Genomic DNA, 14,743 nt, shown 5'->3' on the forward strand with positions numbered 1-14,743 from the left:
CCACGGATTCAAGCCGGAGTGAGGGCACACCGAGCCTGGGCGAGGTGCCGAGTGGTGGGGCAAAGACCTTTTGGTTACTTTTGGGGCGTTTGCCAAAAGTGACCCGCTGTAAGAGCGGAACCCTAAGTGGCCGTGACCGCAGCAACGGATATGTACTCAACCGCTCAACCAAACAGCACCAAAAGGCTCCCCCCAATCCCCCAAGAATGTTAGCGTGCTTAGCATTCTTCCGTAGTCGATGAGCCCGCCTGCAATGAAAAAGACCGTCCTCGCCTTCAGCCGTGTCACCCCGGAAATGATCGAACGCCTGCAACAGGATTTCGACGTCATCGCCCCCAACCCAAAGCTGGGCGACATCAACGCTCAATTCAACGAAGCCCTGCCCCACGCCCACGGTTTGATCGGCGTAGGCCGCAAGCTCGGCCGTGCACAGCTCGAAGGCGCAAACAACCTGGAGGTGGTCTCCAGCGTGTCAGTAGGCTACGACAACTACGACGTGCCCTACTTCAATGAACGCGGAATCATGCTCACCAACACCCCCGACGTACTCACCGAAAGCACCGCCGACCTGGCCTTCGCCCTGCTGATGAGCAGTGCACGCCGCGTGGCCGAACTGGACGCCTGGACCAAGGCCGGCCAGTGGAAAGCCAGCGTCGGCGCGCCACTGTTCGGTTGCGATGTACACGGCAAAACCCTCGGCATCGTCGGCATGGGCAACATCGGCGCCGCCGTGGCCCGGCGTGGACGCCTGGGCTTCAATATGCCGATCCTGTACAGCGGCAACAGCCGCAAGACCGCGCTGGAACAGGAATTGGGCGCCCAGTTCCGCAGCCTCGACCAATTGCTGGCCGAGTCGGACTTCGTCTGCCTGGTGGTCCCATTGAGCGACAAGACCCGCCACCTGATCAGCACCCGCGAGTTGGGCCTGATGAAATCCAGCGCGATCCTGATCAATATTTCCCGTGGCCCGGTGGTGGACGAGCCGGCGCTGATCGACGCCCTGCAAACCCAGAAGATTCGCGGTGCCGGCCTGGACGTGTATGAACAGGAGCCGCTGGCCGAGTCACCGCTGTTCCAGCTGAGCAACGCCGTAACCCTGCCGCATATCGGCTCGGCCACCCACGAAACCCGTGAAGCCATGGCCAACCGCGCCCTGGACAACCTGCGCAGCGCCTTGCTGGGCCAGCGCCCGCAGGACTTGGTGAACCCACAGGTCTGGAAGGGCTGACACCTCCCCCCGGTGGGAGCGGGCTTGCTCGCTCCCACACACGCCAGCCCTGCATAAATCCGGTTAAAGCCTGGCGCGCCCAAGTCGATAACCCTCTATAGATCGTCATTCCTGATCCACAGAAGGTTTTTATGTCCACCACCAAAGCCCGCGCAGATTCACTCTCGCTTCTGCTCTTTACCTTGCGCAGCGGCAAGCTGATGGCGATCAACCTGCTGAAAGTCAGCGAAATCATCCCCTGCCCGCCGCTGACCAAGCTGCCGGAGTCTCACCCTCACGTCAAAGGCATCGCCACGCTGCGCGGTGCCTCGCTGTCGGTGATCGACCTGAGCCGCGCGCTGGGCGAAATGCCCCTCGAAGACCCGAACGGCGGCTGCCTGATCGTCACTGACGTCAGCCGCTCCAAGCAGGGCTTGCATGTGCAGGCGGTGAGCAAGATCGTGCATTGCCTGACCACCGACATTCGTCCGCCGCCGTATGGCTCCGGTGGCAACCGCTCGTTTATCACCGGGGTCACCCAGGTCGAAGGCGGGCTGGTGCAGGTGCTGGATATCGAAAAGGTCATCCACGGCATCGCCCCGGCACCGGTTGAAGCGGCGCCCACCGACCTGACCATGGAGGAGGCCGAAGTACTCGGCAATGCGCGGATTCTGGTGGTGGACGACAGCCAGGTCGCCCTGCAGCAATCGGTGCACACCCTGCGCAATCTCGGTTTGACCTGCCACACCGCACGCAGCGCCAAGGAAGCCATCGACGTGCTGCTGGAACTGCAAGGCACGGTCGAGCAGATCAACGTGGTGGTCTCGGACATCGAAATGTCCGAAATGGACGGCTACGCCCTCACCCGTACATTGCGCGAAACCCCGGATTTCCAGGAGCTGTACGTGCTGCTGCACACTTCTTTGGACAGCGCGATGAACAGTGAAAAGGCTCGCCTGGCCGGTGCCGACGCGGTGCTGACCAAGTTCTCTTCGCCCGAACTGACCAAGTGCCTGGTGGTTGCCGCCCAGACTGTGGCGCAAAAGGGCTTGTAACCGGTGACGCAATACTTCCACCTGTTGCGCCGCGACCTGACCGGCAGCCTGCCCGCTCCGCAGTGGCCGGCCGATATTCGGCTGGGTCATTACCGTGATGAACTGGCCCCGGCGATTCATGCAGTGCTGCGCATGACCCAGGAGCAGGGCGGCGGCCGTGTCGCCGACCTGGCGCAATGGCGCCAGCAGTTCGTCACCGATGCCGAGTTCGACCCGACGCTGTGCCTGGTGGCCAGCAACGCCGAGGGCATCCTCGGTGTAGCCCAGTGCTGGACCAGCGCGTTTATCAAGAACCTCTCCGTGCATCCCTGCGCCCAGGGCCAGGGGCTGGGCCGCGCGTTGTTGCTGCACAGCTTTGAGGTGTTCAAGCAACGCGGCGAACCCTACGTCGACCTCAAGGTGCGCGAAAGCAACCTGCGCGCCCGACAATTGTATGAAAGCGCGGGCATGGTTTTTGTGCTGCGCGACCGGGTGCCCGAGGACTGACAGGCACTGGCGCATAACTTGCTTCGCAAGAGACAGAACAGTGCATAGAGGCAAAAACCCGTCACTGTTCAAGAGTGCCCTCTGACCTTGCCTGGTGACAGATCCTCCATGAACACTCACTTTTCCTGCGTGGGTTGCGGCAAATGCTGCACCGACCATCATGTGCCCCTGACCCTCGAAGAAGCGCGGCAGTGGGCGGCTGACGGCGGTAACGTCATCGTTCTGGTGGAGGGTTTTCTCGCCGATGGCCTGGGCTTGCCCCTGCAACAGCGCGAACACGCCGAGCGCCGTTCGGTGGTGGTGCCCAGCGGCAATACCGAGGCGTTTGTGGCGATCACCTTTGCCGCTTACAACGCCGGGCGCTGCCGGAATCTTGACGAAGACAACCGCTGCAACATCTATGAGCGCCGCCCGCTGGTGTGTCGCATCTATCCGATGGAGATCAATCCGCATATCCCACTCAACCCTGGCGCCAAGGACTGCCCGCCGCAATCCTGGGAACAGGGGCCGGCGCTGATCGTCGGCGGCGAATTGATGGACCTGGAATTGGCGCAGTTGATCCAGCGCTCGCGCCAGGCCGATCGCGATGACGTGCAGACCAAAGAGGCCGTGTGCGCCCTGCTGGGCATTTGCACCACCGCGCTCAAGGGCGATGGGTTTACCGCCTACCTGCCGGACATGAACGCCTTTGCCCAGGCGATGGAGTTGGCGATCGATCAGCCCGCCGTCGCCAACGAGTGGGTGTTTCATGTGTCCGGGCTGGATATTGCCGAACAGCTGCTGGATGCCGGCGCCAGGATCGCCACCCAGGTGCCGGCCAACTACGCGTTTATTTCCTTGCGGGCGTCATAGGCCCGCCGCCTGCGAGGGTTTACAGGCTGGCGATACACTCGATTTCGATCCGCGCATTCAACAGCAGTTTGCCGGCGGCAAAGGTGGTTCGGGCAGGAAGCCGGCCTGCGGGGAAATAACTGGCATACACCTCGTTCATTGCCGGGAAATCTTTGACATCGGCAAGAATCACCGTGCATTTGGCTACCCTGTCCATCGCCAAGCCCTTTGTCTTGAGCGTGCCCCGCAAGTTTTCCAGGGCCTGGGCGGTTTCTGCGCGAATGCCTCCGCGCACCAACTTGCCATTTTCATCCAGGCCCAACACGCCCGCGAGATACAGGGTGTGCCCAACCTGCACCACCTCCGAGTAAGGAAACCCACCCTGCGCCGGTGTGTAAATCATCCGGGCCGATGCGGATTCAGCCGCAGCGGGTGCCAGATAAGGCTGGGTAATGGCCGCGTATTTGCCACTGTCCTTCAAGCGCTGCAGGGCCTTGTTCAGCGCCGCGGTCAATTGCGGGTCGGTTTTGCGCACCGCAATGGCCGGGCCGCTGCCCAACAACTCGTCATTGATCACCGGCCCTGCGAAGGCAAACGCTTTGCCTTGAGGGGTGTTCAGCAACGCCTGGGTGATTTCAACCGTGTCTTGCAAGGTCGCGTCCAACTCACCGGCCTTCAAGGCCTTGATCAGCTCGGCATTGAGGTTGAATTGACGTACCTGCACCCCTTTGGGCGCCCACCGTGCCAACGCAAACGCGGCTCGACTGGTGCCCGTCAGTACGCCCACGCGTTTGCCCCTGAGCGAATCGGGCGTGGGTAAAAGACTGGAACCTGTGGGCGCGACCAATCGGCTTTCAAGGGCATAGAGCGGATGGGTGAAGTCGACTGTTTCGCGCCGTGGCGGCGTCGCGGTCATCGGCATGATGGCGTCAAAACGCCCGGCCTGGAGCGCCGCAAGGTTGGTTGCATAAGGCTGATCGACCCACACGCAGCGCGCGTTGAGCTCAGCACACAAGGCGTTGCCCAGCTCGATATCCAACCCGACGAGTTCGCCTTGCTCGTTGCGATATTCAAATGGCGGTACATCCGCCTCGACGCCGAAGCGGATTTCGCTCCACGGGTTTACCGGAGGGGGAGCCACCGCGCATCCGCTCCCGGCCAACATCATCAGCGCCAGCGCCAATATTCTTCTTGTCGTAGTCATAGACCTGTCCTGTTCAAAAGTGGTGTGAGACGTCCGTGCTCTATCACTCACGGCCCGAACGCACCCGACGTTCTAACAAGCACTGACTGGTCTTTAACTACGACACGCCTGTTTGTTTCATAGGAGAATTCCCAAATTCAGCCTAGACGCTTTTTAGCCTCAGCGCCGTCGGCCCCAGAACTCCTGCGCAAGCAGACGTAGATCTTCCGCCAGCGCCGCCACGTCACCTGAACTGCACTGGCTCTGCTGCCCGGCGCTGACGGTGGCTTCGCCGGCATTGCGGATGCCGACGATAGTGCGATTGATGTCCTCGCTCACTGCGCTCTGCTCCTCTACCGCCGCGGCAATCTGTTGACTCATCGCGGTGATCTGGGTGACACGCTGGCTGATGCCATCCAGCGCCGCCGCCGCCCGCTGTGCCTGCTCGACACTTGCCTCAACATGCTCGCTGCTGTGTGACATGGCTTGCACCGCATCGCGGGCTCCGCCTTGCAGGGTGCTGATCATGCGCTGGATTTCATTGGTCGATTGCTGGGTGCGCTGAGCCAGGCCGCGCACTTCGTCGGCGACCACGGCAAAACCACGGCCCTGCTCGCCAGCCCGCGCGGCCTCGATGGCCGCATTGAGGGCCAGCAGGTTGGTCTGCTCGGCAATTGTCCGGATGACTTCCAGCACGCCGCTGATTTCACCGCTGTGGCTTTCCAACTGCTGAATCACCTCGGTGGCGCGCGCCAACTCCTGAGATAAACGCAACACCGCATCACGGCTTTCGTCGACGCGCTGATGGCCTTCACGGGTTTCGCTGCCGGCCTGGTCCGCGGCCCGGGAAGCCTGCAGCGCATGGTCGGCAACCTCGGCCACGCTGGCGGCCATCTGATGGATCGCCGCCGCCACCTGATCAGTCTGGGCCTGTTGACCGAGGCTGCTGGCGTGACTGTTGTGCAGGTGCTTGACCAGGTGCGCAGCATGCCCCGCCAACCGCTGGGACGCATCGCCGATGCGCCCGACCACCGCGCCCACTTGGGCTTCGAGCATTTGCAGGGCGAATTCGATCTGCCCGCACTCATCCCTGCGCCCGGTATAGATCGCCTGGCTCAACGGGTTGTCGGCGATCAATCGCGCGCGTTGATTGAGTTGCGCCAGGGGGCGCAGGATCGCTTTGATCCCGACCGCCCCGATCAGACACCCAATCGCCGGCCCCAGCAGTTGCCAGGCCAGCGAATAAGAAGCCAGGCCCCGACTCAACGCCCACGTTATCGCGCAGCTGCCGACCACCCAGGCCGACAACTTGAAGCCCATGCCGAGCGTCGGCAGCCTCTGGCGTTTCCCCGCGCGCAGCTGCGCATAAGCGTGTTCTGCCGCCGCCACCGTGCGCGGGTCCGGCTTGGTGCGCACTGACTGATACTCCACCGTCGCCCCTTCGCGGGTGACCGGCGTGGCATAGGCGCTGACCCAATAGTGGTCGCCGTTCTTGCAGCGGTTTTTCACCATGCCCATCCAGGACCGGCCACTTTTGAGGGTCCGCCACATGTGCGCAAACGCCGCAGGCGGCATATCGGGGTGGCGCAACAGGTTATGTGGCGAGCCAAGCAATTCGTCACGGCTATAGCCGCAGACATCGATGAAGTCCTGGTTGGCGTAGGTCATCGCGCTGGTCAGGTCGGTGGTTGAGAGGATATTGGCGTCGGGGGCAAAGTCCACATTCCGACCGGTGACCGGCAGATTGATCTTCATGGATAAGCGCGCTCGTAATTATTGGAGGAGTCGGCAGGGCGTCGACTCTAAGCGCACTCAGGGGGCGAACACTGATCCAGCTCATGTTCCGCGCAATTAATTAGCCATCACTGGTCGGAAGGCGGCTCGTTCAGATTGTAGGGCTGCACGATGCGTTGGTATTCACCGCTCTGGCGCAGTTGTTCAAGCGCTCGGTTGAGGTCCTGGCGCAAGGCGGTGTCCGGTTTGCGCACCGCGATGGCCGCGCCATCACCCAGCAGTTCAGCCGACACAACAGGACCCAGGAAGTCGAAATCCTGGCCCTGCGCGGTGTCGAGCAGTGCCTTGCGGATTTCCACCGTGCCTTGCAGCGTCGCATCGATATGGCCGGCCACCAGGCTGCGCGTCAATTCGTCATTGAGCCAGAAACTCTTGATGATGACGCCCGCTGGCGCCCACTTGATTCGAGCAAAGGCTTCGCGGTTGCTCCCCAGCAGCACGCCAACCCGCTTGCCCCTGAGCGACTGCAGCGTCGGCATCAGGCCTGAGGTCTTGCGCCCTACCAGCCGAGTGGTGAACGGGTACAGCGTATCCGTGAAGTTGACCCATTGGCGCCGCCTGGAGGTGGGCGCCATGCCCATGATCGCATCGAACCGCCGGCCCTCCAGCGCAGGAAAACTCTCCATCAGGACCTGATCAACCCAGGTACAACGCACACTGAGTTGCTGGCACAACGCGTTTCCCAGGTCGATATTGAGCCCCACCAGTTGATCGTGCTGGTTGCGGCTTTGGAACGGCGGGAATTGCGCGGCGACCGCGAAACGGATCTCGCGCCGTGGTTCGTCAGCTGTTGCAGCCGTGCAGAAAACAGCGGCCAGCAGGGATAAGGCAGGCGCAACACAGACACGTATCGAAACCACAAGGTACGTCCTTTTCCGGAAAGTCCAGCGTCACCACGCCCCGGCGCAATCCACCCGGGGCGAAGCAAATGCTGTGCAAGCTTTCAAGAAACGGTCGTGCACCTGCAATCAGAAACATCAGCGAGTGATGTAAGGCAATGCCGACCAATAGGTGACCGATTACTCTCAGCGTTTACCCATCGAACGGCGAGTGCCCGGCGGCGCCATACCTGGCGACTTGGTATGGCCGTTTTTGGCGCCATTTTTGTACCAAGGCTGGGCAGCATTCTTGGCCCCGGCCAGTTCACCCGGCTTGAACGGAAACTTGAACGCCGGGATCTCGGCTTTTTCAACGCTTTCAGCGCTGGCCGGATCGACGAGGTCGGCCGCTTCAACAGGGGATTGTGTCGGGGAAGTCATGGAAGCTCCGGGCATGCAAAAAATGAGGCGGCGGCCGGTTTGCGGGCCGCGCTGGCGCGCAGTATACCTGCGCGCCCCGGATCTTTAACCACCACCTGTACGAATGGTCTGACTTTACTGACAGCGCTGTCAGTTAGCAGTCACCGTGCTGACCGGGTTGGCGGGCTATAAAGAAAGCATCTTCATTCTCCCACCCCTTTGCCCCGGCGCCTCACCCCATGCACATTCAACGAAAAACCGCCCTGACCGTGGGTGTCCTCGTGGTAGTGGCGATTGCAGCCTGGGCCGTGACCCGGCCCGCCAAGACCAAACTGGCGGCGCCAAGCGCAATTCCGGTGCGGGTGGTGAGCGTCGTGCAACAGGACATTCCCCGTTTTGTCAGCGGCATCGGCTCGGTGCTGTCGTTGCACAGCGTGGTGATCCGCCCGCAAATCGACGGCATCCTCACCCATTTGCTGGTCAAGGAAGGCCAATTGGTCAAAACCGGCGACCTGCTGGCGACCATCGATGACCGCTCGATCCGCGCGAGCCTCGACCAGGCCAAGGCGCAGCTGGGGGAAAGCCAGGCGCAACTGCAAGTCGCGCTGGTCAACCTCAAGCGCTACAAGGAATTGAGCATCGACGACGGCGTGTCGAAGCAGACCTACGACCAGCAACAAGCCTTGGTCAACCAGCTCAAAGCCACGGCGCAAGGCAACCAGGCCGCCATCGACTCCGCTCAAGTACAGCTTTCCTACACCCAGATTCGCTCTCCGGTTACAGGTCGCGTCGGCATTCGCACGGTGGATGAAGGCAACTTCCTGCGCATGAGTGATACCCAGGGCTTGTTCTCCGTGACGCAGATCGACCCGATTGCGGTGGAGTTCTCACTGCCGCAACAAATGCTGCCGACCCTGCAAGGCCTGATCGCATCGCCGACTCAAGCCAGCGTCGACGCCTACATGGGCGCCGACACCGACGGCCAGACCGGCGACTTGCTCGGTGAAGGCCACTTGAGCCTGATCGACAACCAGATCAGCTCCACCACCGGCACCTTGCGCGCCAAGGCCGAGTTCAAGAATGCATCGCAGCGCCTGTGGCCGGGGCAACTGGTGACCATCAAGATCCAGACCGCCCTCGACAAGAATGCCCTGGTGGTGCCGCCGACCGTGGTGCAGCGCGGCCTGGATTCGCATTTCGTGTACCGGGTCAACGGTGACAAGGTCGAGATTGTGCCCGTTCAAATCGCTTACCAGGACAGTGACGTGAACATCATCAAGGGCGTGCAGGCTGGGGATGTATTGGTCAGCGACGGCCAGTCGCGGCTCAAGGCCGGCGCCCAGGTCGAAGTGCTCAAGGAGCCGCCACAAACCATCCAGACGGTAGACGCCAAGGTGCAGCCATGAGCGGCAGCCGCTCGCCGTCGGCCTGGTGCGTCGACCACCCGGTCGCCACCCTGCTGCTGACCTTCGCCTTGGTGCTGCTGGGGTTGATCGCCTTCCCGCGCTTGGCCGTCGCCCCACTGCCGGAAGCGGAATTTCCGACGATCCAGGTCACCGCGCAGTTACCCGGCGCCAGCCCGGACACCATGGCATCGTCGGTGGCCACCCCGCTGGAGGTGCAATTCAGCGCCATCCCCGGCATGACGCAAATGACCTCCAGCAGCGCCTTGGGCTCCAGCCTGCTGACGCTGCAATTCACCCTGAACAAAAGCATCGATACCGCCGCGCAGGAAGTGCAAGCGGCGATCAACACCGCCTCCGGCAAGCTGCCCAGCGACATGCCAAGCCTGCCGACCTGGAAGAAGGTCAACCCGGCGGACAGCCCGGTGCTGATCCTCAGCGTCAGTTCCGACAGCATGCCCAGCACCGAGCTGAGCGACTACGTGGAAACCCTGCTGGCTCGTCAGATCAGCCAGATCGACGGCGTCGGCCAGATCAACATCACCGGCCAACAGCGCCCGGCGATTCGCGTACAGGCTTCGCCCGACAAACTCGCAGCGATTGGCCTGACCCTCGCCGACGTGCGCCTGGCCATTCAGCAATCGAGTTTGAACCTGGCCAAGGGTGCGATTTACGGGGAGAACAGCGTGTCGACCCTGTCGACCAACGACCAGCTGTTTCACCCGGATGAATACGGCCAGTTGATTGTTTCCTACAAGAACGGCGCACCGGTTCAACTGCGTGATATCGCCAAAGTCATCAACGGTTCGGAAAACGCCTACGTACAGGCCTGGTCGGGCGACACGCCCGGCGTGAACCTGGTGATTTCGCGCCAGCCCGGCGCCAACATTGTCGAAACCGTGGACCGCATTCAAGCCGAGCTGCCACGCCTGGAAGGCATGTTGCCGGCCTCGGTGCAGGTCAGCGTCTTGACCGACCGCACCAAGACGATTCGCGCCTCGTTGCATGAAGTGGAAGTGACGTTGCTGATTGCCATCTTGCTGGTGGTGGCGGTGATGGCGCTGTTCCTGCGTCAATTGTCGGCGACGATGATTGTGTCCAGCGTGCTCGGCGTGTCGCTGATCGCCAGTTTTGCGCTGATGTATGTACTGGGTTTCAGCCTGAACAACCTCACGCTGGTGGCGATCGTCATTGCCGTGGGCTTTGTGGTGGACGACGCCATCGTGGTGGTGGAAAACATTCACCGCCATCTGGAGGCAGGCCTCGATAAACGCGAAGCGGCGATCAAGGGTTCCGGCGAGATTGGCTTTACCGTGGTGTCCATCAGCTTCTCGCTGGTGGCGGCGTTTATTCCGCTGCTGTTCATGGGCGGCGTGGTCGGACGGCTGTTCAAGGAGTTTGCGCTGACGGCCACCTCGACCATCCTGATTTCGGTGGTGGTGTCACTGACGCTGGCGCCGACGCTGGCCGCGCTGTTCATGCGCGCGCCAACCCATCACGCCCACGACAAACCCGGCTTCAGCGAACGCCTGCTGGCCGGCTACGCGCGCAACCTGCGCCGCGCGCTGGCCCATCAACGCACGATGGCGGCGATCTTCATGGTGACCCTGGCCCTGGCCGTGGTCGGCTACATCTTTATCCCCAAGGGTTTCTTCCCGGTGCAGGACACCGGTTTCGTGCTCGGCACCAGCGAGGCCGCGGCCGACGTGTCGTACCCGGACATGGTCGACAAGCACAAAGCCCTGGCCGAGATCGTCAAGGCCGACCCGGCGGTGGAAGCGTTTTCCCACTCGGTGGGCGTGACCGGCAGCAACCAGACCATCGCCAACGGCCGCTTCTGGATCGCCTTGAAAGACCGCGGTGACCGCGATGTGTCCGCCAGCCAGTTCATCGACCGCATCCGCCCGAAACTGGCCAAGGTGCCGGGCATCGTGCTGTACCTGCGCGCCGGCCAGGACATCAACTTAAGCTCCGGCCCGAGCCGCGCCCAGTACCAATACGTGCTCAAGAGCAACGACGGCCCGACGCTGAACACCTGGACCCAGCGCCTGACTGAAAAACTGCGCGCCAACCCGGCCTTCCGCGACCTCTCCAACGACCTGCAACTGGGCGGCAGCATCACCCACATCAGCATCGACCGCCAGGCCGCCGCGCGCTTCGGCCTGACCGCCACCGATGTCGACCAGGCGCTGTATGACGCCTTCGGTCAGCGCCAGATCAACGAGTTCCAGACCGAAATCAACCAGTACCAAGTGGTGCTGGAACTCGACACCCAACAACGCGGCAAGGCCGAGAGCCTGAACTATTTCTACCTGCGCTCGCCGCTGACCAACGAGATGGTGCCACTGTCGGCGCTGGCCAAGGTCGACCCGCCCACCGTGGGGCCCTTGTCGATCAGCCATGACGGCATGTTCCCGGCCGCCAACCTGTCCTTCAACCTCGCGCCTGGCGTGGCGTTGGGCGATGCAGTGATCATGCTTAACCAGGCCAAGAATGAAATCGGCATGCCGTCCACCATGATCGGCACATTCCAGGGCGCGGCCCAGGCGTTCCAGAGTTCGCTGGCCAGCCAGCCCTGGCTGATCCTCGCGGCGCTGGTGGCGGTCTACATTATTCTGGGTGTGTTGTACGAGAGTTTCGTGCACCCGCTGACGATCATTTCGACGTTGCCTTCGGCAGGCTTGGGCGCGCTGATCATGCTGTGGCTGCTGGGCCAGGACTTTTCGATCATGGCCCTGATCGGCCTGGTGTTGCTGATCGGCATCGTCAAGAAAAACGGCATCCTGATGATCGACTTTGCCCTGGACGCCCAGCGCGTGCGCGGGCTGGCGCCCGAGGAGGCGATTTATGAAGCCTGTGTCACGCGGTTCCGGCCGATCATCATGACCACCCTCGCCGCCCTGCTCGGCGCGGTGCCGCTGATGCTCGGCTCTGGCCCGGGCGCGGAGTTGCGCCAACCGCTGGGGATTGCGGTGGTCGGCGGCTTGCTGGTGAGCCAGGCGCTGACGCTGTTCACCACGCCGGTCATATACTTGTACCTTGAGAAGTTTTTCCACAGGCCCAAACCAGCGCTGGCGCTGGCGACCACACACTAAAGGCGGGGTCATGCGCGTCCTGATTATTGAAGATGAAGAAAAAACCGCGGACTACTTGCACCGCGGCCTGACGGAACAGGGTTACACCGTCGATGTGGCGCGTGAAGGCGTCGAGGGCTTGCACCTGGCGCTGGAAAACGATTACGCGGTGATCGTGCTCGACGTGATGCTGCCCGGCCTCGACGGCTTCGGCGTGTTGCGCGCGCTGCGAGCGCGCAAGCAAACGCCGGTGATCATGCTCACCGCCCGCGAGCGCGTGGAAGACCGCATTCGCGGCTTGCGCGAAGGCGCCGACGACTATTTGGGCAAACCGTTTTCGTTCCTCGAACTGGTGGCGCGCCTGCAAGCGCTGACCCGCCGCAGCGGCGGGCATGAGCCGGTACAGGTCACCGTCGCTGACCTGTGGATCGATTTGATCAGCCGCAAGGCCAGTCGTAACGGCCTGCGCCTGGACTTGACCGCCAAGGAGTTCTCGCTGCTCAGCGTGTTGGCACGCCGCCAGGGTGAAATCCTCTCGAAAACGGCGATTGCCGAGATGGTCTGGGACATCAATTTCGACAGCGACGCCAACGTCGTCGAAGTCGCAATCAAGCGCCTGCGCGCCAAGCTCGACGGGCCGTTCGAGCACAAATTGCTGCACACCATTCGTGGCATGGGGTATGTGCTGGAGAACCGCAGTGTCGGCTAACTCCATCGCCCTGCGCCTGAGCGGTATGTTCACGCTGGTGGCGCTGCTGATCTTCGTGTTGATCGGCGGCGCGCTGTACCAGCAAGTGGACCGCGGCCTTGGGTTGTTGCCGGGCGCCGAGCTGGATGCGCGCTACAGCGTGCTTGAATCCTCGGTGAACCGCTTTGGCACACCGGACCACTGGGCGAAAATCACCGCCAAACTGAAATTGCTCGGCGAGGAAGACAAGCGCATCCGCTTCTGGGTGGTGAGCAGCGATCCGAACTACGAATACGGCAACCCGGATGCACAGATCCGCGCGTTCGCCGCAGGGCCGACCGGTAAGCGCGACTTGCGCCTGCCGGGGCGCGAGTACCCGTTCAAGGTGTTGGTGAGCCAGTTCGCGGCGAAAGAACAGCGCCCGCCGCTGCGCTTTATGATCGCCATTGACACTGAAAACTTCCGCGCGACTCAGCATCAGTTGCTGGTGGCGCTGATCGGCCTGGCGTTTGTCGGCGTGGTGCTGGCGGCGCTGTTGGGGTTCTGGGTGTCACGCATCGGCCTCAAGCCGTTGGGCAAGCTCTCGGATGAAGCGCAGAAGCTTGCGCCGCCCAAGCTCTCGGGGCGCTTGCAACTGTCGCCGTTGCCGCCGGAGTTGAGCCAGTTCGTCAACTCGTTCAACTCCACGCTGGATCGGGTGGAACAGGCTTATTCACGCCTGGAATCGTTTAATGCCGATGTGGCCCATGAGCTGCGTTCTCCGCTGACCAACCTGATCGGCCAGACGCAGGTGGCGCTGACGCGCGGGCGTTCGGCTGAGCATTATTTCGAGGTGCTGCAATCCAATCTTGAAGAGTTGGAGCGGTTGCGCTCGATCATCAATGACATGCTGTTCCTGGCCAGTGCGGACCAGGGCAGCAAGGCCACCAAGCTGATCGAAAGCTCGCTGGCGGATGAGGTGGCGACCACGCTCGACTACCTGGATTTCATCCTCGAAGACGCCCAGGTTCAAGTGCGGGTGCGTGGCGATGCGTTGGTGCAGATCGAGAAAGCTCACTTGCGTCGTGCGTTGATTAATCTGCTCAGTAATGCGGTGCAGCACACCGCGGCGGGGCAGGTTATCGAGGTGAATATTGAGGTGCAGGAGCATCAGGTGGCGATTGGGGTGACCAACCCTGGGGATGAGATTGCCAGGGAGCATTTGCCACGGCTGTTCGAGCGGTTTTATCGGGTGGATGCGTCGCGCAGCAACAGCGGGGCGAATCATGGGCTGGGGTTGGCGATTGTGAAGGCGATCGCTTTGATGCACGGCGGGGATGTGTTTGTGCGCAGTGAGGGTGGGGGGAATACGTTTGGCATTACCCTGCCGGTGTAGGGGATGGTGTGTTGGGGGGCATATCCGTTGGTTGGGTGATGGCTGCTTTGGGTTCCGCCCTTACGGCGGGTCACTTTGGAAAAGCCCCAAAGTAACCAAAGGGCTCTTGCCCCACCACTCGGCACCTCGCTTAGGCTCGGTGTGCCCTCACGCAGGCTTTGGACCGTGGGCCGCCGCGATGGGCCATCCATGGCCCAACACGGCTAAACCGGCGTCCTGCCGGTTTACCCCCGCTCCAAAACCTGCGTTCGGCCAGCGTGGTTTAACGGGGCGCCTAAGATCAAGATCAAGATCAAGATCTACAGCACGGCGGCCTAGTAGCCGACCTGAGTGGTTAGATCAAAAGCGCAAGCGAGGCGGCCTGACAGCCGACCTGATCTTGAAGGCTGAACTCAATCAAAGGTGGGAG

Annotated in this window: 12 protein-coding genes and 1 pseudogene; 8 read left to right on the forward strand and 5 right to left on the reverse strand. The window is 62.1% G+C overall.

What is annotated here, in order from left to right:
* Nucleotides 1-253: 253 nt before the first annotated feature.
* The 4 genes from AC19YS_RS31735 to AC19YS_RS31750 all read left to right on the forward strand — a co-directional run bounded on the left by AC19YS_RS31735 (nt 254) and on the right by AC19YS_RS31750 (nt 3,600).
* Entirely contained in the window at nt 254-1,228 is a 975-nt protein-coding gene (locus AC19YS_RS31735; protein WP_500603520.1) for a 2-hydroxyacid dehydrogenase, read from the forward strand.
* Between the two features lie 131 nt (nt 1,229-1,359).
* Nucleotides 1,360-2,262: a chemotaxis protein CheV gene (locus AC19YS_RS31740; RefSeq protein ID WP_106579548.1), complete on the forward strand. Its 903-nt coding sequence runs from the start codon at nt 1,360-1,362 to the stop codon at nt 2,260-2,262.
* 3 nt (nt 2,263-2,265) lie between these two features.
* Entirely contained in the window at nt 2,266-2,748 is a 483-nt protein-coding gene (locus tag AC19YS_RS31745; RefSeq protein WP_367242472.1) for a GNAT family N-acetyltransferase, read from the forward strand.
* A 108-nt stretch (nt 2,749-2,856) separates the two neighbouring features.
* The gene (locus AC19YS_RS31750) at nt 2,857-3,600 is read left to right on the forward strand and encodes a YkgJ family cysteine cluster protein (protein WP_106579550.1); all 744 of its coding nucleotides are present in this window, start codon (nt 2,857-2,859) and stop codon (nt 3,598-3,600) included.
* A 19-nt stretch (nt 3,601-3,619) separates the two neighbouring features.
* On the opposite strand, the gene AC19YS_RS31755 is transcribed toward AC19YS_RS31750, so the two are convergent.
* The 5 genes and pseudogenes from AC19YS_RS31755 to AC19YS_RS31775 all read right to left on the reverse strand — a co-directional run bounded on the left by AC19YS_RS31755 (nt 3,620) and on the right by AC19YS_RS31775 (nt 7,815).
* Nucleotides 3,620-4,783, reverse strand: coding sequence for a transporter substrate-binding domain-containing protein (locus AC19YS_RS31755; protein WP_234452617.1), 1,164 nt, complete (start codon nt 4,781-4,783; stop codon nt 3,620-3,622).
* Between the two features lie 159 nt (nt 4,784-4,942).
* A complete protein-coding gene (locus AC19YS_RS31760; protein ID WP_500603524.1) occupies nt 4,943-6,001 on the reverse strand; it encodes a methyl-accepting chemotaxis protein in 1,059 nt (352 codons plus the stop codon).
* A gap of 234 nt (nt 6,002-6,235) precedes the next feature.
* Nucleotides 6,236-6,517, reverse strand: a pseudogene (locus AC19YS_RS31765) (PAS domain-containing protein); the annotation flags it as partial.
* Between the two features lie 107 nt (nt 6,518-6,624).
* Nucleotides 6,625-7,416, reverse strand: coding sequence for a transporter substrate-binding domain-containing protein (locus tag AC19YS_RS31770; protein ID WP_500603521.1), 792 nt, complete (start codon nt 7,414-7,416; stop codon nt 6,625-6,627).
* 165 nt (nt 7,417-7,581) lie between these two features.
* Nucleotides 7,582-7,815 (reverse strand): hypothetical protein, encoded by a 234-nt coding sequence (locus AC19YS_RS31775; RefSeq protein WP_106579552.1) that lies wholly within the window; start codon nt 7,813-7,815, stop codon nt 7,582-7,584.
* Nucleotides 7,816-8,033: 218 nt separating this feature from the next.
* Here AC19YS_RS31775 and AC19YS_RS31780 point away from each other — a divergent pair, with 218 nt between their 5' ends.
* The 4 genes from AC19YS_RS31780 to AC19YS_RS31795 are packed head-to-tail and all read left to right on the forward strand — an operon-like array spanning nt 8,034 to nt 14,334.
* The gene (locus AC19YS_RS31780; protein WP_500603522.1) at nt 8,034-9,200 is read left to right on the forward strand and encodes an efflux RND transporter periplasmic adaptor subunit; all 1,167 of its coding nucleotides are present in this window, start codon (nt 8,034-8,036) and stop codon (nt 9,198-9,200) included.
* Nucleotides 9,197-12,292 (forward strand): multidrug efflux RND transporter permease subunit, encoded by a 3,096-nt coding sequence (locus tag AC19YS_RS31785; RefSeq protein WP_500603523.1) that lies wholly within the window; start codon nt 9,197-9,199, stop codon nt 12,290-12,292. The genes AC19YS_RS31780 and AC19YS_RS31785 overlap by 4 nt, the downstream gene beginning before the upstream one ends.
* A 10-nt stretch (nt 12,293-12,302) precedes the next feature.
* Nucleotides 12,303-12,980, forward strand: coding sequence for a heavy metal response regulator transcription factor (locus tag AC19YS_RS31790; protein ID WP_053254480.1), 678 nt, complete (start codon nt 12,303-12,305; stop codon nt 12,978-12,980).
* Nucleotides 12,970-14,334, forward strand: a complete 1,365-nt coding sequence (locus AC19YS_RS31795; protein WP_119735567.1) for a heavy metal sensor histidine kinase — start codon at nt 12,970-12,972, stop codon at nt 14,332-14,334. Before AC19YS_RS31790 ends, AC19YS_RS31795 begins: the two co-directional genes overlap by 11 nt.
* Nucleotides 14,335-14,743 lie beyond the last annotated feature (409 nt).

It is taken from the genome of Pseudomonas sp. MF08831, assembly GCF_059862645.1.